Here is a 20,184-nt window from a genome sequence, read left to right on the forward strand (position 1 = left end):
GTTTCTCCGACTGACTGTGGAAATGCATGAAGGGAAAAAGACTGATATCAGCTTTTCCCTTTGAATTGTTCAGATCTAATTAAAATTCCAATACTTTTTTCGCAGTTTCAAGCACGTCTTTATGGTTCGGAAGCCATACGCTTTCAGCTTGAGAGAATGCGAATACAGTATCAGGAGCAGTGACGCGAAGCACCGGAGCTTCGAGGCTCAAAATGGCGCGGTCGTTGATTTCGGCAACAACGTTTGCAGCCACTCCAGCCTGTTTTTGCGCCTCTTGAACGACGATCGCGCGGCCTGTTTTTTCCACAGATGCGATGATCGTGTCGATGTCAAGCGGGCTGACTGTGCGAAGGTCGACAACCTCAGCAGATACGCCTTCTTTTTCAAGCTCTTCTGCAGCTTTTAATGACTCGTGAACCATCGCTCCATATGTGATGATGGAAAGGTCTTTTCCTTCGCGTTTCACATCGGCTTTGCCGATTTCAATTGTGTATTCCTCTTCAGGAACTTCCTGACGGAATGAACGGTAAAGTTTCATGTGCTCAAGGAAGACAACCGGATCGTTATCGCGGATCGCGGAGATTAAAAGTCCTTTAGCATCGTACGGAGTTGAAGGAATGACGACTTTAAGTCCAGGCTGCTGTGCAACGAGTCCTTCCAAGCTGTCCGCGTGAAGTTCAGGCGTATGAACACCGCCGCCGAATGGAGAGCGGATTGTCACTGGTGAAGTCCAGCGGCCGCCGGAACGGTAGCGCATCCGTGCCATTTGTCCGGAAACTGAGTCCATCACTTCGTACACAAAGCCGAAAAATTGAATTTCCATTACAGGACGGAAGCCTTGTAAGCCTAAGCCGAGTGCAAGGCCGCCGATACCAGATTCAGCAAGAGGAGTGTCAAATACGCGATCCTCACCAAACTCTTTTTGCAATCCTTCAGTCGCACGGAACACGCCGCCGTTAACACCGACGTCTTCTCCGAAAACTAAGACATTTTCGTCATTTTTCAGTTCTGTGCGTAACGCATCAGTGATTGCTTGAATCATTGTCATTTGCGCCATGGCTTACTTCGACTCCTTCTCTTTATAAATTTCCTTTTGTTCTGCAAGGTTGTAAGGAAGCTCTTCATACATGATGTCGATCAGGTCGGTTACTTTTTGCTTCGGCTCTTCGTCAGCTTTTTTGATCGCCTGCTTGATTTCTTCTTTCGCTTCTTCAATTACCTTGTTTTCTTCTTCTTCAGACCAAAGGCCTTTGTTTTCCAAGAATTTGCGGAAACGGACAAGCGGATCTTTCTGCTCCCACTCATTCTCGATTTCTTTCGTACGGTATTTCGTCGGGTCGTCACCGGCCATAGTATGAGGACCGTAACGGAAGCAAAGCGTTTCGATCAGGGTAGGGCCTTCGCCGTTTACAGCGCGCTCGCGTGCTTCGCGTGTCGCAGCGTATACAGCAAGGGCATCCATGCCGTCTACTTGAACGCCGACGATACCTGCAGCCGCAGCTTTTTGTGCGATTGTTTGAGCTGCTGATTGCTTCTCAACAGGTGTAGAAATCGCATAGCGGTTGTTTTGAACAACGAAAATAGCTGGAGCTTTATACGCACCGGCAAAGTTGATTCCTTCGTAGAAGTCACCTTGGGAAGCACCGCCGTCTCCAGTATAAGTGATCGCCACAGCCTGTTTGCCGCGTTTTTTCAAGCCGAGTGCAACGCCAGCCGTCTGGATGTATTGCGCACCGATAATAATTTGCGGTGACAGCGCATTGACATCATCCGGCATTTGGTTGCCGCGGAAATGTCCGCGAGAGAACAAGAATGCTTGATAAAGCGGAAGTCCGTGCCAGATCAGCTGCGGAACATCACGGTAGCCCGGAAGAACGAAGTCTTCTTTTTCAAGCGCGAAATGCGTGGCAATTTGAGACGCTTCCTGACCGGCAGTCGGCGCGTAGAAGCCAAGGCGGCCTTGTCTGTTCAAAGAAATAGAACGCTGATCCAAAATGCGTGTATACACCATGCGGCGCATTAATTCTTTTAATTGATCATCAGATAGATCGGGCATTGCCGCTTCATTAACGACTTCGCCTTCTTCATTCAAAATTTGAAACGTTTCGAACTGCTTTTTAATGGCATCGAATTGCTTTTTGCTATCAACGATTGCTTTTTTCGTTTTTGCAGCCATATAAAGTCACCTCTTCCTTTCTTTTGACAGTCATAGACGTGTATCCCTTATACATACAGAATTAGGGTGTCCTAAATTGACGGGCGCAACTCATATTTATTTCTTATTAGCCGCTTTGATGGTTGTCGAAACTTTTATGTAAGGACAGCACAACGCGTTCTAAAACTGTATCATTTATAGTTTATGACAAACTAATACAACAAGTTCCACCAAGGCTAAGTTTACACCAGTCGATCATGCTCGTCAATCGATTTCATTCCTGAAATTCAATAAATGTATTCGCTTTACTGAATTTCTGTTTCAGCGTTGTTCAGACTGTTTCAAACTGTTCTAGTATAGATAGCATTCTGTATTACAATAGCAATACAGATTTTGTCGAAAAAAGAGGGCTGAATATTCAGCCCTCTTTCATCTCGAACCCCGCAGCCTTGTAAAAATCCTTTCTGGCTTTGTTGTAATCCTTTGTATACTCATTGAAATGTTTGCTTTCTTTCAGCACTTTGTCATACGATTGATTGATTTTTTTCAGCTGTGCCTCGAGGTCATCCAGTTCAAGACCTTTGTTTTTGAGCAGCTTGTACAGCTCTTTGTCAAGGCCGATTGCGTTCTGATAGGCGTCATAAAGCGAGTCGTAGGCTTTGTAGCGCTTTTCCATAAAAGAAGCAGCGTTCTCAGCTTTTTTCCTGACCTTCTGATCATCGATTTTTTCTGCCGACGCTTTGTTCGCTTCAAACTCCTGCTTTGCTTCGTCTATGCTTTTTTTCTCAGAATTCAAGTGCTTCTCGCGGTTTCCGGCTGTCTTGAGCGCTTTGTCGGAGAGCGCAGTGATCCGGTCAAAATCATCCATATTGAGCCTGATCATCTCCTCGTAAAGCTTTGATTCGGCTTTTTCCAGACTTTTAAGGGAACCCTGCTCTTGTTTAAAAGGCTCTTCCAATTTCACGATCTTCTCCAGCGAGCCGTGAAAAGACTCGATAGGATCTTTCCAGAGACAGCCCGATAATACAAATGCTGCCGTGAAAAGAACAACGATGCCTGCTGGCACCCGCATGTTTGAAAATTTCACTCTGAACTTCCCCCAATCTCGACAAATTCCACTATAAAATGAATTCGTTTGTTTGACAACAGAAGTCTAAAGCGCATGGACAAGCCGATATCAGATCGGTATGCCCCCGCCTTCGCTTTTAGACCAAAACATTTAGGGAAAATTCCTTGAAGTTGGGCATTCGACTATACAACCTTTGGACTTTTACATAATTTATATTAGACGCCATGCCTACCAAAAAGAAAAGGCTGGCGTAAAATAACGGAGGAGGTCTTCATATGTACGGTTATTGCTGCCCTGGATACGGGTACGGCGGCGGTTATGGATACGGCTACGGCCGCACATTCGCTTTGATCGTCGTTCTCTTTATTTTGCTGATTATTGTAGGGGCCGCTTATTTAGGCTGCTAGCCCCTGATGAATCCGTCATGACCAGCCTCCTTTGGCTGGTCATTTTATCATGCACAGAGATTGCGCGAAAAGAGCAAGATCCGCTATACTTTACATAATGAATCGTTGGGAGTGAAGATGTTGATCACAATGGAAAACATTGTCCGCGACGGGCACCCCGCTTTAAGAGCCGTCGCCGAAGAAGTTCAATTGCCAGCTAGCGAAGAAGAAATCAAACAGCTGAGCGACATGATCGAGTTTGTCAAAAACAGCCAGGACCCTGAAATCGCTCAAAAGTACAACCTTCGTCCTGGTGTCGGCCTAGCCGCTCCGCAAATTAATATCAATAAACGAATGATCGCTGTTCATGCCGAAAATGAAGACGGGACACTTTACAGCTATGCGCTTTTCAATCCGAAGATCGTCAGCCACTCTGTTCAAAAATGCTATTTGACAAGCGGCGAGGGCTGCCTGTCCGTCGACGAACCGATTCCCGGATATGTTCCGCGCTATGAACGGATCCGTGTCAAAGGAACGACACTTGATGGCGAAAACGTCGACATCCGCTTAAAAGGATTTCCGGCAATCGTATTCCAGCATGAAATCGATCATTTAAACGGCGTTATGTTTTACGATCATATCGACAAAGAAAACCCGCTGAAACAACCCGAAAACGCAACGCCTGTCGGCAGATAATGCCGCAAAAAAAACGGATCAGACATGATCCGTTTTTTTATGGTTTCAAAAGCCCGAGGGCTTCTACCGCGTATTGAATGCCGTCTTCATCGACGGGCTTTGTGACAAAGTCGGCTATTTTTTTCAGCTCGGGCACAGCGTTGCCCATCGCCACTCCTGTTCCCGCAAACTCGATCATCTCGAGGTCGTTCAGACCGTCTCCGAACGCGTAAGTATCCTCTCTGTCGAACGGAAGCTTTTCAATGACTTTTTTGATTCCTTCTGCTTTCGAACCGCCAGAAGGCAGCACATCTGTGGAGCGCTCGTGCCAGCGGACGAGATCAAACTCCTGAAACCGGCTGTACCGCTCTTCCTCGTCTTGCGTACAGAACAAGAGGACCTGAAAAATATCCCTGCCTTTAAAATAGGCGCGATCCTCTTCCGGCGGATTGACTTTTAAGCTGCCGATCCCTTCATGGACGAACGGATGGCCGGCAGTTGTAGCGCGCATCCCCTCTTCTCCCATGAAGACGAGGGGATGGCCGCAGCTGTCCGAATGCGCAAGCAGCGCTTCCAGTGACTGTTCGGCAATGGGGTTTTTATAAATGACCTTTCCTTCAAAAACGACATATTGTCCGTTATAAGAGACAAAAGAATCGATGCCCAGTTCTTCAAGCACAGGCCTGACCATAAACGGCGCCCGGCCTGATGCGATGAAAACATGATGGCCGTGCGCTTTCAAATCGGAGACAGCCTGTTTCGCGGTGTCGGGAATACGTTTATCATGATCATAAATCGTTCCGTCGATATCAAAGAAAATCAGCTTTTTATCCATGGCAGTGAATCCTTCTCCCTTAGCTAGTATGATTGATGGTTCTCCTGTACCATCATACAAAAACTGCGTACGCGAGAAAACCTTTTCACTCCAAAATCAAAACAAAATCAACATGCCAATAATATCCATGTAACAATAGACGGATTCATCATATAATAGAACTAAAGAGATACGGTAGTGACCGGACAAATCAGAGAAAGGAGGAATCCGTATGCTACGCCGACTGCGGAAAAAATTAAAAAAACAGCTGAATGGCATGATGCGCAGAAAGTCGATTGCCTAAAAGGACCTTCACTCGTGTGGAAGGGTCCTTTTTTTCTCAAGCGCTTTTCTTATGAGGCAATTTCGAATATAATAGAAAGATGAGTCTAACAATCGGCAGTTAAGGAGAGATTTGGATGATCTATAAGGTATTTTATCAAGCAAGCAATGACGAAGTACCTGTTCGTGAAAAAACAGATTCAATTTTTGTGGAAGCTCAATCTGAACGTGAAGTCAGATCTAAATTAAAACAATACAACTACAATATTGAGTTTATACAGCAAGTTGAAGACGCTTTTTTAGAATATGAAAAGCAAAGCGAAAATTTTAAAGTATTGGAGTTATGAATGCATGAAATTTGTTAAAAATGATCAAACGGCTGTATTTGCCCTTGGAGGACTTGGGGAAATCGGCAAAAACACGTACGGGGTCCAGTTCCAGGACGAGATCGTGCTCATCGATGCGGGGATTAAGTTTCCGGAAGACGAGCTCCTCGGAATCGACTATGTCATCCCCGACTATACTTATTTAGTCAAAAACGAAGAAAAAATCAAAGGTCTTTTTATTACGCACGGCCACGAAGACCATATCGGCGGAATACCGTACCTGCTCAAACAGGTGAACATTCCCGTTTACGGCGGGCAGCTCGCCATCGGCCTTCTCAGAAAGAAGCTTGAAGAGCACGGTCTGCTGCGCCAAACAAAGCTTCATATCATTGAAGAAGACGATATCGTCAAATTCAGAAAAACGTCGGTTTCTTTTTTCAGGACGACCCACAGCATTCCGGACTCATACGGGATTGTCGTAAAAACACCGCAAGGAAACATCGTACATACCGGTGACTTTAAATTCGATTTTACACCGGTAGGCGAACCCGCCAACTTGACCAAGATGGCCGAAATCGGAAAAGAAGGCGTGCTTTGCCTGCTTTCTGACAGCACCAACAGTGAAATCCCTGATTTCACGATGTCAGAGCGCAAAGTCGGAGAAAGCATTGATGACATTTTCCGAAAAGTCGAAGGGCGGATCATCTTCGCAACCTTCGCGTCAAACATCCACCGCCTGCAGCAGGTGATCGAAGCAGCTGTTGCAAACGGACGGAAGGTTGCCGTATTTGGGAGAAGCATGGAGTCGGCGATTGAAATCGGCCAAACGCTCGGGTATATTAAGGCTCCGAAAAATACGTTTGTTGAAGCGAATGAAATCAACAGGCTTCCTGCCGGCAAAGTGACGATTCTCTGTACCGGAAGCCAAGGTGAACCGATGGCTGCGCTATCTCGAATTGCTAACGGCACACACCGGCAGATCTCCATCAATCCCGGGGATACGGTCGTATTTTCATCATCTCCGATCCCGGGCAATACAATCAGCGTCAGTCGCACAATTAACCAGCTTTACCGGGCGGGTGCCGATGTCATCCACGGTGCTGTGACTAACATTCATACATCAGGACATGGCGGCCAGGAAGAGCAGAAGCTGATGCTCCGCCTCATCAAGCCAAAGTTTTTCATGCCGATTCACGGTGAATACAGAATGCAGAAAATGCACGTCAAACTGGCGACAGACTGCGGAATTCCTGAGGAAAACTGCTTTATTATGGACAACGGCGAAGTGCTTGCTTTGACAAGCGAAGAAGCCTCAGTCGCAGGTAAAATCCCGTCAGGCAATGTCTATATTGACGGAAGCGGCATCGGCGACATCGGGAACATCGTGCTTCGCGACCGCCGGATTCTTTCTGAAGAAGGGCTTGTCATTGTCGTTGTCAGCATCAACATGAAAGAATTCAAAGTGTCCGCAGGACCTGACTTAATTTCCAGAGGGTTTGTTTACATGAGAGAGTCCGGTGATTTAATCAATGATGCTCAGGACCTGATTGCAGGACACCTTAAAAAAGTGATGGAGCGCAAAACAACGCAGTGGTCTGAAATTAAGAACGAGATCACAGACACGCTTGCTCCGTTCCTCTATGAAAAAACAAAACGCCGGCCGATGATCCTTCCGATTATTATGGAAGTCTAATCGCGGCTTTAGCAAAAAACGGATGCACCGGTGTGCATCCGTTTTTTTATGGTTGAATCGGGATATGCCTGAACGCTTTAACATCAAACAAGCCTTCCGTCGTCATTTTAATGTCGGGAATAACAGGAAGCGCTAAAAAAGAAAGCGTCAGAAAAGGATTGAACGCTCCTGAAAATCCTGTCTCCGTTAATGCTGCATGAAGAGATTTTAAGCTTTCGTTTACCGTCTCAAGCGGTTTGTCCGACAAGAGGCCGGCAATCGGCAGAGCGACGGATTGAAGCTCCTTTCCTCCTTTTGCAATGGTGAGGCCTCCCCCGATTTCTCCGAGACGTTCAACCGCTTTTAAGATGTCTTGATCATTTGTACCGACAGCGATTAAATTGTGGGAATCATGAGAAATCGTTGTCGCGATGGCGCCTTCTTTTAAACCGAAGCCCCTGACAACGCCGAGTCCGATTCCTTTAACGCCGCGATGGCGCTCAATCACTGCAATTTTCATCAGATCGCTTTCCAGATCCGGCTGAAAAAAAGCGCCGCTTTTCGGCTTGGCCAAGGACAGCTTTGTTTCAAGCTGATTGGGGATAATGTCAATGACCCTGATTTCACTCCCTTGAACGATCGGAATTTCCAGATCATTCGCATGCAAATCAGGGAGATGGACAGATTGGAGCAGAGCGGTTGCCGCATTGCCGCCCGTCGATTCGCTTTGTTCTGCCGCGCTCCAGATCACGCCGTTAATCATCGTCTTTGAAATGCTGACGTTCTCAAAATCGCTGATGAAAAGGAGGTCTGCGTCATAACCCGGCGCGACCGCTCCCTTCGTCTTTAACCCGAAGCATTCCGCTGCATTGAGGCTGCCCATTTGATATGCGAGAAACGGGTCAAGTCCCTCTTGAATGGCAAGCTTGACCTGGTGGTTAATGCTTCCTTCATCGATCAGTTCATCCAAATGCTTATCATCCGTACAGAAAAAGAAGCGTCTCGCATTTTTCTCATTGACCGCAGGCAAAACATGACGTGTATTCTTTGCCGCAGAGCCTTCTCTCAGCATGACGTACATACCTCTTCTGACCCGTTCAAGCGCCTCTTCAGGTGTTGTGACCTCATGGTCTGTCAGCACGCCCGCCGCTCTGTAGACATTGACGAACCCGGCTGACAAGCCGGCCAGATGTCCGTCAATACGCTTGCCTGCTGTATGGGCATCCATGAGCTTTTGCACCATATCCGGCTCTCCCGCTTCAACAGCCACATAGTCCATCACTTCCGCAAGCCCGAGCACCTCTTCGCGGCTGTAAAAAGGATGTAAATCTGCGGCGTTCAAAACCGCACCCGATTTTTCAAATGGTGCCGCAGGCACACAAGAAGGGAGCATAAAACGAATGTTCAGCCTGGTCATCTTAGCCTGCTCCAACATGAACTCAAGACCCCTCACTCCTGAGACATTCGCGATTTCATGGGGATCGGTGACAACGGTTGTCACACCGTGGGGAATCACCGCTTTGGCAAATTCGGGCGGCGTCACCATTGAAGACTCAATGTGGACATGACCGTCGATAAAGCCGGGAACGATCATTTGTCCTTCTGCGTCAATGGTATTCTCCCCCTCATAATCGCCCAAACCGACGATGGCCCCGTCTGTGATAGCGATGTCTGTCTTCAACCATTCCTGATTAAAAACATCCATGATCTTTCCGTTTTTAATTGCAGTATCCGCTTTTTTACGATGACTGGCGGCGCCAAGCCGGCGAATGAACATCTCTTTGTCCAAAGATATATGTCCCCTCTCTTTTTTATATGGATATGGTTCAATATCGTAGCTGAATCGTTTGAAACAGTCAATGAAAAGATCAAAAAAACCGCGGGCTGTGGGGTTCCCGCGGCTGATCGATGGCATTTTAATGTTGAAAGACTTTTTTTTCAAATCTCTCGATGTCAGGATTTGAGCCGATGACGATTAAAATATCGTCTTTTTGAATCTCTTCGGTGGCAAGCGGAGATACGATGACTTCTTTCCCCCGCTTGATCGCGACAATATTAATTCCGTATCTGGCCCTGATATCAAGGTCAAGCAGCGTATTTCCGGCCAGTTTGCCGTTCGCTGCGATTTCGACAAGGCTGTGTTCATCAGAAAGTTCAAGATAATCAAGCACATTGTTGGAGACGATATTGTGGGCGATTCTTTTTCCCATTTCACGCTCCGGATGAACGATCCGGTCCGCTCCGATTTTGGATAATACTTTTTCGTGATAATCGTTTTGAGCTTTGACGGTAATCATTTTCACACCAAGCTCTTTCAAAATCAGCGTTGTCAAAATGCTCGCTTGAATGTTCTCCCCGATCGCTACAATGACGTGGTCAAAATTGCGCAGTCCAAGGTTTTTCAGCACTGATTCATCTGTAGTGTCTCCTATCACAGCATGTGAGGCAATTTTGGCGTATTCGTTTACGCGATCTTCATCTCTGTCGATCGCCATTACCTCAAGCCCTTCTTCACTCAATGCTTTACAAATGCTGCCGCCGAACCGGCCGAGTCCAATTACTGCAAATTCTTTTTTCATCGGTAATTCCTCCATGGGTCAATCTGAACAAATTCTATCATATGAAGTGGAATTTTTCCTCTTTTATTTTATCGTTGCGCGGCTGCAGCATCCTTGCTGAAGATCGTTCTCTTCGGATGCCGCTCCTTTGTCGATCGGAAGCAGGATGTGGAATGTGCTTCCCTCGCCCAATTCGCTGTCGATTTTCATTTCTCCGTTGTGGGCGCCGATAATATTCAGGCAAATCGTCAGCCCAAGACCCGTCCCTTCTTCTTTCGTTGAAAAGAAAGGCTCCCCGAGCTTTGCCAAATCGGCTTGGGAAATGCCGCCGCCTTCGTCTTTGATGCTGATTTTCACATAGTCACCTTCAACCTCCGAGGAGATCGTGATTTTTCCGCCGTCAGGCATCGCTTCTATCCCGTTTTTTATTAAATTAATGAATACCTGTTTGATTTGATTTTCATCACCGTTTATTTCCCACTCCTCCCCGTTCTGAAACGCTTTTTCGATCTTAATGTGGGAAAGCACGGCGTTGGTCTCAAGAAGCGTTGCCACCTGCTGAAGAACCGAATTGATGTTGACCTTTTTAAATTGAACCTGGTGCGGTTTGGCCAGCACAAGCAGTTCGCCGAGCACAGAATCGATTCGTTTAATCTCTGAGAAAATAATGTCAAAGTAATCTTTCCGGTCGGGATATTCCGCTTTCATCAGCTGCAAAAATCCGTTTACCGATGTCAGCGGGTTCCTGACTTCGTGAGCGATCCCTGCGGCGAGCTGCCCGGCCATCGCCAGCTTCTGAGACTGCATGGCCAGCCGCTGATTCGACTTGAACAGTTCCATCTCCGCTTTTTTCCTTTCTGTCACATCAGTCAGCGTCCCCAAGCTGCTCGTAAATTGACCGTTTTTATAATAAAGTTTATAGTGAACTTCGCCCCAGAACTTGCTCCCGTCTTTGCGATGGTAGAGCACCTCGATCCTGCCTTCAGGCTCCTTGTTCTTCAGCTGGGCGATCAGGTGATTCGAGATCCGTTCTTCATGGTCAAAATAATCGTTGTACATCGTTCCAAGACTCTCTTCGACACTGTATCCGGTCAAGGTTGTCCACGCCTGATTCAAAAATGTAATGTATCCTATCCGGTCCGTCTGAAAGACGATTTCCTGAAGGTTATCCATGATGCGGTTGGTTTCTGAGGAAAGCTCTTTATATTTCTTTTCGCTTTCCTTCAGTTTATAGACAAGCTGATTTGACTCATCGATATAAAGCGTGAGCCACCAAACGCTGATTAATGTCACCAGCGTAAACAGCAGATCAACCGTCCAATTGATTTTATTTCCCAACACCCCATAGAATAAAAAATTCCAAAACATGATAAAAGTCATTGCCAGCACGGTTGCAATGATTCGTCCTTGATATCTTCTCATACCCCCACCTGCCACTTGTATTTCTCAGTCAATTGTAACATTCTTTACACCACATTTGAGAGGATTGTTCGAAGTATTTATCGTCTCTATGGCTGAATTTTTCAGTGACGGCGGTTTTATCTTCTGTCAGTGCAAGAAAAAGCCCTTCTGATAAAGGGCTTCAAATCTTATGCTTTCACTTCGTTTAAGGCGGCTTTAATTTCTTCCAAAAGCAATTCAGCCCCCTCAGGACTCAGCGTAATTTTCCCGTTTCCATACTCGCGGTTTTCAGAAGTGATTTCACCGGTCATCAGGCACACACCGTGCGGTTTATATTTTTTCAGGACAATTTTATCTTGGTCGACAAAGAATTCGATGCTATCCTTGATCGAAATATCCAAAGCTCTTCTCAATTCAATCGGCATCACGATCCGGCCGAGTTCGTCTACTTTTCTCACAACTCCAATTGCTTTCAAAACTTTCGCCTACTTCCTCTTTTGTTTCTATTTTTCTAAGATATTGTCTTAGCATAACAATAGACGAACGAAGACTGAAAAAGGTTTCCCTTATTGAACGTTTCTTTGACAAAAATTCGGTCATAAAAATGAAATAATTTCTCATCATGTCAATATGAGGACAGCATTTTACAGATTGGTTTCAAACTCGTCACAAACCCCCAAAAACCGCCGATCATTTGAGAAAATTTAAATGAAATTCATTTTTTCAGCACGAAGAAAATTTCGTTTTTCGGAAAAATTTTAAATAGAGATTGGGTGAAAACATGTTTCAAACAACCGAGATCGGAATTGATCTAGGCACAGCTAACATATTGGTTTACAGCAAAAACAAAGGAATCATTTTAAATGAGCCTTCCGTTGTTGCCGTGGATACGGAAACAAAGAGCGTATTGGCGGTCGGCACAGAAGCCAAAAACATGATCGGGAAGACACCGGGAAAAATCGTCGCGGTCAGGCCGATGAAAGACGGAGTCATCGCCGATTATGACATGACGACAGACCTCTTGAAGCAGATTATGAAAAAAGCCGGAAAGAACATCGGCTTTACGTTCAGAAAGCCGAGCGTCGTCGTCTGCACGCCGTCGGGTTCAACCGCGGTTGAAAGGCGCGCGATCAGCGATGCTGTCAAAAACTGCGGAGCCAAGCAAGTCCATTTGATTGAAGAGCCTGTCGCTGCCGCCATCGGTGCAGACCTGCCTGTCGATGAACCTGTCGCAAACGTTGTCGTCGATATCGGCGGCGGAACGACAGAAGTGGCGATCATTTCATTCGGAGGCGTAGTCTCATGCCACTCGATCCGGATCGGCGGCGATCAGCTTGATGAAGACATCGTGTCATTCGTCAGAAAAAAATACAACCTGCTGATCGGTGAACGGACGGCCGAAGAAGTCAAGATCGAGATCGGCTACGCATTGATTGACCATGAGACGAAAACGATGGAAGTCAGAGGGCGCGACCTTGTCACAGGCCTTCCGAAAACGATTACCCTGGAATCAAAAGAGATTCAGAAAGCGATGCGCGAATCGCTCCTTCATATTATCGAAGCCATCAGAGCGACGCTTGAAGACTGTCCTCCCGAGCTGAGCGGAGACATTGTCGACCGGGGCGTGATTTTAACCGGAGGAGGCGCGCTATTGAACGGCATCAAAGAATGGCTGTCACAGGAAATCGTTGTGCCCGTGCATGTTGCTGCAAATCCGCTCGAGTCTGTCGCCATCGGAACGGGCCGCTCTCTTGAAGTAATCGATAAATTGCAAAAAGCGGCTAAATAATTTTTGTTTTCGCGTCTTTTTTCCCTGCTTCTTTCATATCGTGAGGAATGGAGAAACGATAAGGAGGAAGAACATGCTTAGAGATATGGGAAGACGCCTGGCCATCACCGTTATTTTAAGCGGTATTATTCTCGGGGGGATGAGCATCTCCCTTGCAAACATGCCAAGCTCGCCCCCCGGCCAAACGGCCAAAATCAACCGTTAAAAAAAGATGCAGCCTTACCGGGCTGCATCTTTTTTTCTTTTCAATCAAATATTTGATATGATGTTATGGACAATAAAGGAGGTTTTGCCAATGAATTCGTTTACTGATAAATTGAGCAAGTATGCGAAGCTTGTAGCCGAAGTCGGTGTAAACGTTCAAAAAGGACAGAAAGTCGTCATCAACGCGTCAACAGAAGTACGCGATTTTGCACGTCTCCTCGTCAAAAGCGCCTATCAAAGAGGGGCAAAAAACGTGACGGTCCGCTGGCAGGATGATGAGGTGACAAGGCTGAAATATGAGCTGGCCCCAGCGGAAGCCTTTGAAGAATTCCCTGAGTGGGAAGCGAAAGGTCTGGAGACGCTCGCTAAAGAAAGCGCCGCTTTTATTTCCATTGTCTCTTCAAGCCCTGATCTTTTAAAAGGCATCGATTCCAAAAAAATCGCAGCCCAGCAAAAAGCCGCCGGAAAGGCGATGCATACATACAGGCAAATGATTCAATCGGATAAAGTCAGCTGGACTGTCGTCGCAGCACCTTCACCGGCCTGGGCAAAAAAAGTATTCCCTGACGCAGATGAAGAGACAGCGGTGCAAAAGCTGTGGAATGAGATCTTCAAAACGACCCGCGTCGACCGTGAAGATCCTGTTCAGGCGTGGAAAGACCACGATCAAACTTTGCGCGATAAAGTAAGCGTCTTAAACGACAAGCATTACCAAGCCCTTCATTACCAAGCAAAAGGAACAGATTTGACGATCGAGCTTCCTGAGAAGCACCTGTGGGTCGGCGCAGGAAGCACAAACGAAAACGGCATCGAGTTCATGGCCAATATGCCGACAGAAGAAGTATTCACCGCTCCGAAAAAAGACGGAGTAAACGGCACTGTTTCAAGCACGAAGCCGTTAAGCTACGGCGGCAATCTGATCGACGGCTTTCAGCTGACATTTGTAAACGGACGGATCACCGATGTCAAAGCTGAACAAGGTGAAGAGATTTTAAAAGAACTGATCGAAACAGATGAGGGTTCACACTACTTAGGCGAAATTGCGCTCGTTGCCCACGATTCGCCGATTTCCAAGTCCAATATTCTGTTTTACAACACGCTGTTTGACGAAAACGCGTCAAACCACCTCGCGATCGGCAGTGCGTACGCATTCAACATCGAAGGCGGAAAGCAGATGTCGCGCGAGGAGCTGGCGAAAGAAGGATTAAACGAAAGCATCACACATGTTGACTTCATGATCGGTTCAGGAGAAATGAATATAGACGGAATCACAGCAGACGGAAAAAGAGAGCCGATTTTCAGAAACGGCAACTGGGCGATCTAAAGCATTCCGCACAAAAGGACCTCAGAAAACTACTGAGGTCCTTTTATATCGTGTCCGCATGCGGCCGGTCTTCCTAACTTCCGTACATATAAAGCCGGTCCAATGCCCCGCCTCCTCATGATTTAGGCAAACTGCTTAAATGTTCATGCTTCAGCTTCCAGCTTCCTGACTCGTCCTTTACAAATACGTTTGTCGCACGGCCTGCCCCTTGAACCGGTTCGCCCCTATAAAACCCTCTCCATTCGTATGTATAAAGACAGACGGCCTGTTCTTCCGTTTCCGTGATCCAACTGATATGACTGGCGCTGTATACTTCGTTTTCAATTTGCTTCCAGGCGTTTTCAAAATAACGCTGAATTTCCTCAGCGCCCGAGCACGTTTGATCCGAGAACCAGTACACAGCGTCGGGATGAAGGATTTTTTTGACATTCTCAAACTCATGTGTGTTTGTTGCTTGAATATATTGCTCAAGAGCCTTGCGGCATGACACGGCAACCATCTCCCTTTTTATAAAAAAACCCGCTTTTTGAGGCGGGTTTTCTAGCATTACGCGTAAAGTTCAGCAAGCTTGTCCTGAACCGCTTTGTCTTCCAAAAACTCGTCATAGCTCATCTGTTTATCGACGATTCCGTTTGGCGTGATTTCGATGATGCGGTTGGCGATTGTTTGGACAAACTGATGGTCATGAGATGTAAACAGCATAGCGCCTTTAAAGCTGATTAAACCGTTATTCAGCGCTGTAATGGATTCGAGGTCCAAATGGTTTGTCGGCTCATCAAGCATCAGCACATTGGCGCCGGACAGCATCATTTTGGACAGCATGCAGCGGACTTTCTCTCCCCCTGACAAAACGCTTGCTTTTTTCAGCACTTCTTCCCCGGAGAACAGCATCCGGCCCAAAAATCCGCGCAGGAAGCTTTCGCTTTGGTCATGCGGCGAAAATTGGCGGAGCCAGTCGACAAGGTTTAAATCGCTGTTTTCAAAATACTCGCTGTTGTCTTTCGGGAAAAACGCCTGTGATGTTGTGACGCCCCATTTAAACGATCCGCTGTCAGGCTCCATTTCCCCGGCAAGGATTTTAAAGAGCGTAGTAGCGGCAAGCTCATTCCGGCCTGTAAAAGCGATTTTATCCTCTTTATTCATCATAAAGCTGACCGAGTCAAGCACCTTGACACCGTCAATCGTTTTCGACAGATCTTTGACGACAAGCACATCGTTTCCAATTTCACGTTCAGGTGTGAAATGCACATACGGATACTTGCGCGATGACGGTTTAATATCGTCAAGCGTAATCTTTTCAAGCAGTTTTTTTCTTGATGTCGCCTGCTTCGATTTGGAGGCGTTGGCGCTGAATCTGGCGACGAACTCCTGGAGCTGTTTGATCTGCTCTTCTTTTTTCTTATTGGCTTCCTGATTCATTTTTAGCGCAAGCTGGCTTGATTCATACCAGAAATCATAGTTTCCGACATAAATTTGAATTTTGTTAAAATCCAGGTCGGCAATATGCGTACATACTTTATTCAAAAAGTGGCGGTCATGCGATACGACGATAACCGTATTCTCAAAATTGATTAAAAACTCTTCAAGCCACTGGATCGCCTGAATATCCAAGTGGTTGGTCGGCTCATCGAGAAGAAGGACGTCAGGTTTTCCGAACAGGGCCTGCGCAAGGAGAACTTTCACCTTTTCGGAACCGCCCAGATCGGCCATTTTCTTCGTATGGAGCTCTTCAGGAATGCCGAGGCCTTTTAACAAAATCGCCGCTTCCCCTTCAGCTTCCCAGCCGTTCAGCTCGGCGAATTCGCCCTCAAGTTCAGCGGCGCGGATTCCGTCTTCATCTGAAAAATCGGGTTTCATGTAAATCGCGTCTTTTTCCTGCATGACTTCATAAAGGCGTTTATGCCCCATGATCACGACTTTCAGCACTTCATGTTCTTCATACTCAAAGTGGTTCTGCTTCAGGACGGCAAGGCGTTCGCCCGGGCTCATATGAACCTCGCCCGTCTGAGGCTCGATTTCGCCTGATAATATTTTCAAAAAAGTGGACTTTCCGGCGCCGTTTGCTCCGATCAATCCGTAGCAGTTTCCCGGCGTAAACTTAATATTTACATCTTCAAACAGCTTCCGGTCCGCAAACCGCAAGCTGACATTTTGAACAGCTATCATTTAAAATCCTCCATCTATACTTCATTAAAAAGAGTATAACACGAAAATTCCGCAAGAGAAATGCTTTGCTTTTTTACGATAAAGTTTTAAAGAAAAATATATCAAAAAAACTCTTGTTCACACTTTCTTGGTGACAATATGTTACAATTATTGAAGAATGGGGGAAGGAATAATGAAATTGAAAGATGACCCTGATATCATCAGGTGGATCAATTCGAGGCCGCGCCAAGCGCTTTTCGTGTCAGTGGCCATGGTGATTTCTACGATGTCTATCGGGCTTTTCAAAGGGTTTGATATGTGGACCTCTGACTTTTTTATATTTTCCTGTCTGCTGATCGGCTTCGGCCTCCTTGTGGGATGGCTGCAAAAGATATATTATAAAAAGGTGATATTTGAAGAAAACTCGGATCGTTAGACGGAGGAAGACATGAAGCTTATCACTTTGACGGAATACTGCATGTTTATTTTTTTCGCAGGGGTTTATCTTGCCGTAACCGGCTTTACAGCACGGGATGTCGGCCTTTACATCGGGATTGCCATGATTTACGTGTTCGTTCATATCGCGGCGAAACGAATGCTGTCAAAACGGGGAAAAGAAGCCGCGGAAATCAGAATCTTGTACAGCGTTCTTCTGATTATGGCCTCTGTGTTCGTTACCGTACTGTTTATCGCAGTGCTGGCATCATTAGCCGCATAAATCAAGCAAAAATGCCTGATTGTCCAAATGGACATCAGGCATTTTTCAGTCTGTTTTTCGGATTTCGTTGAACGGGAAAAACACAAATTGTGAAGTCCCGGCGACTCGTTTTTTATCGATCAGTCCGAGTCCGTTCCGGCTGTCCATCGACCTCTGGCGATTGTCTCCCATCACGAAATACTTGCCTTCCGGAACCTTCACAGGGCCAAAGTCGCCCGTCAGCTTGACGCCGACTGCTTCCGCCTCTTTTCTGTTTTCCGAAAGATACGGCTCAGACACCTTTTTCCCGTTTATGTACAGTGTGTCATCTTTCATTTGCACGGTATCTCCCGGCAGGCCGATCAAGCGCTTTACATAATGGACATTTTTTTCATCACCGTCGATAATGACGATATCTCCCCGCTTAAATTCGCCTACGTATTTAACCGTTTTATAGACGAACAGCCGCTCTCCGTCGTGCAGCGTCGGGTCCATTGATGTACCTTCGACTAAATACGGTTCGAATAAAAATGCCCTGATCAATAACGCCAGAACGACTGCGATAATAATGGCTTTTACCCATTCAAAGAGAGAGTTTTTATTTTTGGTGGATTTTTCTTCAGTCAAAACGCTTCCTCCTAAAAACAGTCTGTCACAGCATACATGCAAAATAAAGCTTTCCTATACTTTATCACAAGTTCCTGCCGAATACATAATCCCCGCGCTCACTTCCGGCAAAAACGGTAAAAAAGAAAGTGCCACGTAAGGGATTACTGTGGCACTTTCAGCACTTATTTTTCAGTTGGAACCGGCTTTTTCAAGACGCCGAGAATGAGAGCCGTCACAACCGCACCGATCAAGATACTGAGGAGATACAGCAGCGCATGGTTCGTCGTAAAGAAGAGAACGAATATTCCGCCATGCGGCGCTTGCAGTGTGACATGGAAAAATTGAGACAAACCTCCGGCAACTGCTGATCCGATCATACAAGCAGGAATGACGCGCGCCGGATCTGCTGCCGCAAAAGGAATCGCACCTTCAGTAATAAATGACAAGCCCATCACGTAGTTGGTAATTCCGGCTTCGCGATCCCGTTTTGAGAATTTATTCTTAAAGAAAGTCGTTGCAAGAGCAATTCCAAGCGGAGGCACCATACCGCCTGCCATGATCGCTGCGTGAGGTCCAAAGTTCCCAGCTTCAATCATCGCGATACCGAATGTAAAGGCCGCTTTGTTGATCGGACCGCCCATATCAATCGCCATCATACCGCCTAAAACAATACCCATTACGACAAGGTTTCCTGTTCCAAGACCTTCAAGCCAATGTGTCAGACCATCCATAATGAACTTGACAGGCGTATTGACAACATATTGCATAATGATTCCGGTCAAGAATATTCCAAACAGCGGGTAAAGCAGCACAGGTTTTAAACCGTCAAGGACTTGCGGCAAACCAGCGAACACTTTTTTCAACAGGACAACAATATAACCAGCTAAGAAACCGGCAATCAGGCCGCCTAAGAAACCGGCGCCAGCTTGTGTCGCCATGAAACCGCCGACCATACCAGGCGCAAATCCCGGACGATCTGCAATGCTCATCGCGATAAATCCGGCCAATACAGCGACAATTAATCCAAGTGCATTCGTTCCGCCAATATTATTTAATACAGCAGCAAACTCATTATAAGTCGGATCACCCGGTTTGGTCGCGTTGATTCCCCAGAAGAACGAAACCGCAACTAAGATCCCGCCCCCGACGACGAATGGCAGCATGTTGCTGACACCGCTCATCAAGTGTTTGTAGAAACCGCCGCCTTTTCCTTTGGCAGCTCCGTCTTCAGAATCGGATGCACCGCCGCCTTTACCCTGATAGATAGGCGCGTCTTGTTTCAGCGCCTGCTCAATCAGCTCTTTCGGACGTCTGATTCCTGCTGTAACTGGTACTTCAATGACATGCTTGCCTTGAAAGCGATCCATTTCAACCTGCTTGTCGGCGGCGACGATGATCGCAACCGCATCTTCGATTTCCTGCGCTGTCAGACCATTTTTAATACCGCTTGAACCGTTCGTTTCAACTTTGATATCAACGCCGAGCTCTTTCGCTTTTTCCTTCAAAGCATCGGCAGCCATGAACGTGTGGGCGATCCCTGTCGGACATGCTGTAACCGCAAGGATTTTTCCTTTTGCTGATGGTGCAGGCGCTTCTTCTGCCTGTTCTTCTTCTTCATCATCTTTATCATGCTGGTTGATGATGTCGATGATTTCGTCTTCGGATGAAGCTTCAAGCAGCTGTTTGCGAATCTCTTCCCTCATTAGCAAAGTCGACAGTCTTGACAATGCTTCCAAGTGAGTGTTATTCGCGCCGTCTGTAGCGGCGATCATGAAAACAAGATGGCTTGGCTGGCCGTCAAGCGATTCATAATCGACGCCGCCTTTTGAACGGCCGAACGCGATCGCAGGCTCTTTAACGCTTGCCGTTTTCGCATGAGGGATGGCGATGCCTTCGCCGATACCGGTGGAACTTTGTTTCTCACGGTTGATCACGGCTTCTTTGTAGCCTTCTTTATCATTCAACTTGCCTGCCTGATCCAAAACGCTGACGAGTTCTTCGATAACGTTTTCTTTCTGGCTGCTCTCAAGGTTTAACTTGATCGTATGCTTTGTTAGTAGCTCAGTTATTTTCATAAC

The 20,184-nt window shown here is 46.6% G+C and carries 21 protein-coding genes; 9 read left to right on the forward strand and 12 right to left on the reverse strand.

The features are described from left to right. Positions 1-79: 79 nt before the first annotated feature. From pdhB to QMZ64_RS06915, 3 genes are all read right to left on the reverse strand, one after another. A complete protein-coding gene (gene pdhB, locus QMZ64_RS06905; protein ID WP_243940110.1) occupies positions 80-1,057 on the reverse strand; it encodes an alpha-ketoacid dehydrogenase subunit beta in 978 nt (325 codons plus the stop codon). 3 nt (positions 1,058-1,060) lie between these two features. After that, positions 1,061-2,176 (reverse strand): pyruvate dehydrogenase (acetyl-transferring) E1 component subunit alpha, encoded by a 1,116-nt coding sequence (gene pdhA / locus QMZ64_RS06910; protein WP_075753024.1) that lies wholly within the window; start codon positions 2,174-2,176, stop codon positions 1,061-1,063. 397 nt (positions 2,177-2,573) lie between these two features. After that, the gene (locus QMZ64_RS06915) at positions 2,574-3,242 is read right to left on the reverse strand and encodes a YkyA family protein (RefSeq protein WP_265627141.1); all 669 of its coding nucleotides are present in this window, start codon (positions 3,240-3,242) and stop codon (positions 2,574-2,576) included. Between the two features lie 257 nt (positions 3,243-3,499). On the opposite strand from QMZ64_RS06915, the gene QMZ64_RS06920 reads away from it, so the two are divergent. Both QMZ64_RS06920 and def read left to right on the forward strand, forming a co-directional pair. Beyond that, a complete protein-coding gene (locus QMZ64_RS06920) occupies positions 3,500-3,631 on the forward strand; it encodes a YjcZ family sporulation protein (protein WP_003181399.1) in 132 nt (43 codons plus the stop codon). Between the two features lie 120 nt (positions 3,632-3,751). Continuing rightward, positions 3,752-4,306, forward strand: coding sequence for a peptide deformylase (gene def / locus QMZ64_RS06925; RefSeq protein ID WP_265627142.1), 555 nt, complete (start codon positions 3,752-3,754; stop codon positions 4,304-4,306). Between the two features lie 37 nt (positions 4,307-4,343). On the opposite strand, the gene QMZ64_RS06930 is transcribed toward def, so the two are convergent. Then, positions 4,344-5,120, reverse strand: a complete 777-nt coding sequence (locus tag QMZ64_RS06930) for a Cof-type HAD-IIB family hydrolase (protein WP_265627143.1) — start codon at positions 5,118-5,120, stop codon at positions 4,344-4,346. Between the two features lie 398 nt (positions 5,121-5,518). On the opposite strand from QMZ64_RS06930, the gene QMZ64_RS06935 reads away from it, so the two are divergent. Continuing rightward, entirely contained in the window at positions 5,519-5,728 is a 210-nt protein-coding gene (locus QMZ64_RS06935; protein WP_020451240.1) for a DNA-dependent RNA polymerase subunit epsilon, read from the forward strand. Between the two features lie 4 nt (positions 5,729-5,732). Then, complete coding sequence (rnjA, locus tag QMZ64_RS06940; protein ID WP_243940106.1) at positions 5,733-7,400, forward strand: ribonuclease J1; 1,668 nt, start codon at positions 5,733-5,735, stop codon at positions 7,398-7,400. A 46-nt stretch (positions 7,401-7,446) separates the two neighbouring features. On the opposite strand, the gene ade is transcribed toward rnjA, so the two are convergent. From ade to QMZ64_RS06960, 4 genes are all read right to left on the reverse strand, one after another. Further along, a complete protein-coding gene (gene ade / locus QMZ64_RS06945) occupies positions 7,447-9,168 on the reverse strand; it encodes an adenine deaminase (RefSeq protein ID WP_265627822.1) in 1,722 nt (573 codons plus the stop codon). A gap of 127 nt (positions 9,169-9,295) precedes the next feature. Further along, positions 9,296-9,958: a potassium channel family protein gene (locus QMZ64_RS06950; protein WP_020451237.1), complete on the reverse strand. Its 663-nt coding sequence runs from the start codon at positions 9,956-9,958 to the stop codon at positions 9,296-9,298. A 63-nt stretch (positions 9,959-10,021) separates the two neighbouring features. Next, on the reverse strand, positions 10,022-11,359 hold the full coding sequence (locus QMZ64_RS06955) for an ATP-binding protein (protein WP_243940102.1): 1,338 nt from the start codon (positions 11,357-11,359) through the stop codon (positions 10,022-10,024). A 167-nt stretch (positions 11,360-11,526) separates the two neighbouring features. Beyond that, a complete protein-coding gene (locus tag QMZ64_RS06960) occupies positions 11,527-11,814 on the reverse strand; it encodes a transcriptional regulator AbhA (RefSeq protein WP_020451235.1) in 288 nt (95 codons plus the stop codon). Between the two features lie 305 nt (positions 11,815-12,119). On the opposite strand from QMZ64_RS06960, the gene mreBH reads away from it, so the two are divergent. The 3 genes from mreBH to QMZ64_RS06975 all read left to right on the forward strand — a co-directional run bounded on the left by mreBH (position 12,120) and on the right by QMZ64_RS06975 (position 14,655). After that, the gene (gene mreBH, locus QMZ64_RS06965) at positions 12,120-13,127 is read left to right on the forward strand and encodes a rod-share determining protein MreBH (protein WP_003181381.1); all 1,008 of its coding nucleotides are present in this window, start codon (positions 12,120-12,122) and stop codon (positions 13,125-13,127) included. A gap of 73 nt (positions 13,128-13,200) precedes the next feature. Beyond that, positions 13,201-13,332 (forward strand): protein YkpC, encoded by a 132-nt coding sequence (locus QMZ64_RS06970; RefSeq protein ID WP_003181378.1) that lies wholly within the window; start codon positions 13,201-13,203, stop codon positions 13,330-13,332. Positions 13,333-13,422: 90 nt separating this feature from the next. Continuing rightward, on the forward strand, positions 13,423-14,655 hold the full coding sequence (locus QMZ64_RS06975) for an aminopeptidase (RefSeq protein WP_265627144.1): 1,233 nt from the start codon (positions 13,423-13,425) through the stop codon (positions 14,653-14,655). Between the two features lie 115 nt (positions 14,656-14,770). Here the strand turns inward: QMZ64_RS06975 and QMZ64_RS06980 are convergent, their stop codons facing one another. Both QMZ64_RS06980 and QMZ64_RS06985 read right to left on the reverse strand, forming a co-directional pair. Beyond that, the gene (locus tag QMZ64_RS06980) at positions 14,771-15,145 is read right to left on the reverse strand and encodes a YybH family protein (protein WP_265627145.1); all 375 of its coding nucleotides are present in this window, start codon (positions 15,143-15,145) and stop codon (positions 14,771-14,773) included. A gap of 56 nt (positions 15,146-15,201) precedes the next feature. Beyond that, positions 15,202-16,821 (reverse strand): ABC-F family ATP-binding cassette domain-containing protein, encoded by a 1,620-nt coding sequence (locus QMZ64_RS06985; RefSeq protein WP_065644046.1) that lies wholly within the window; start codon positions 16,819-16,821, stop codon positions 15,202-15,204. A gap of 172 nt (positions 16,822-16,993) precedes the next feature. Between QMZ64_RS06985 and QMZ64_RS06990 the strand changes: the two genes are divergently transcribed. Continuing rightward, the gene (locus QMZ64_RS06990) at positions 16,994-17,236 is read left to right on the forward strand and encodes a hypothetical protein (protein ID WP_075753038.1); all 243 of its coding nucleotides are present in this window, start codon (positions 16,994-16,996) and stop codon (positions 17,234-17,236) included. A gap of 12 nt (positions 17,237-17,248) precedes the next feature. Beyond that, positions 17,249-17,518: a hypothetical protein gene (locus tag QMZ64_RS06995; protein ID WP_265627146.1), complete on the forward strand. Its 270-nt coding sequence runs from the start codon at positions 17,249-17,251 to the stop codon at positions 17,516-17,518. Positions 17,519-17,563: 45 nt separating this feature from the next. Here the strand turns inward: QMZ64_RS06995 and lepB are convergent, their stop codons facing one another. Together lepB and QMZ64_RS07005 are read right to left on the reverse strand one after the other, a co-directional pair. Continuing rightward, the gene (gene lepB, locus QMZ64_RS07000) at positions 17,564-18,124 is read right to left on the reverse strand and encodes a signal peptidase I (RefSeq protein ID WP_043928613.1); all 561 of its coding nucleotides are present in this window, start codon (positions 18,122-18,124) and stop codon (positions 17,564-17,566) included. A gap of 164 nt (positions 18,125-18,288) precedes the next feature. Continuing rightward, a complete protein-coding gene (locus QMZ64_RS07005) occupies positions 18,289-20,181 on the reverse strand; it encodes a PTS fructose transporter subunit IIABC (protein ID WP_265627148.1) in 1,893 nt (630 codons plus the stop codon). Between the last annotated feature and the right edge of the window lie 3 nt (positions 20,182-20,184).

It is taken from the genome of Bacillus sp. LB7, assembly GCF_030449715.1.
GTDB classification, from domain to species: Bacteria; Bacillota; Bacilli; order Bacillales; family Bacillaceae; genus Bacillus; species Bacillus paralicheniformis.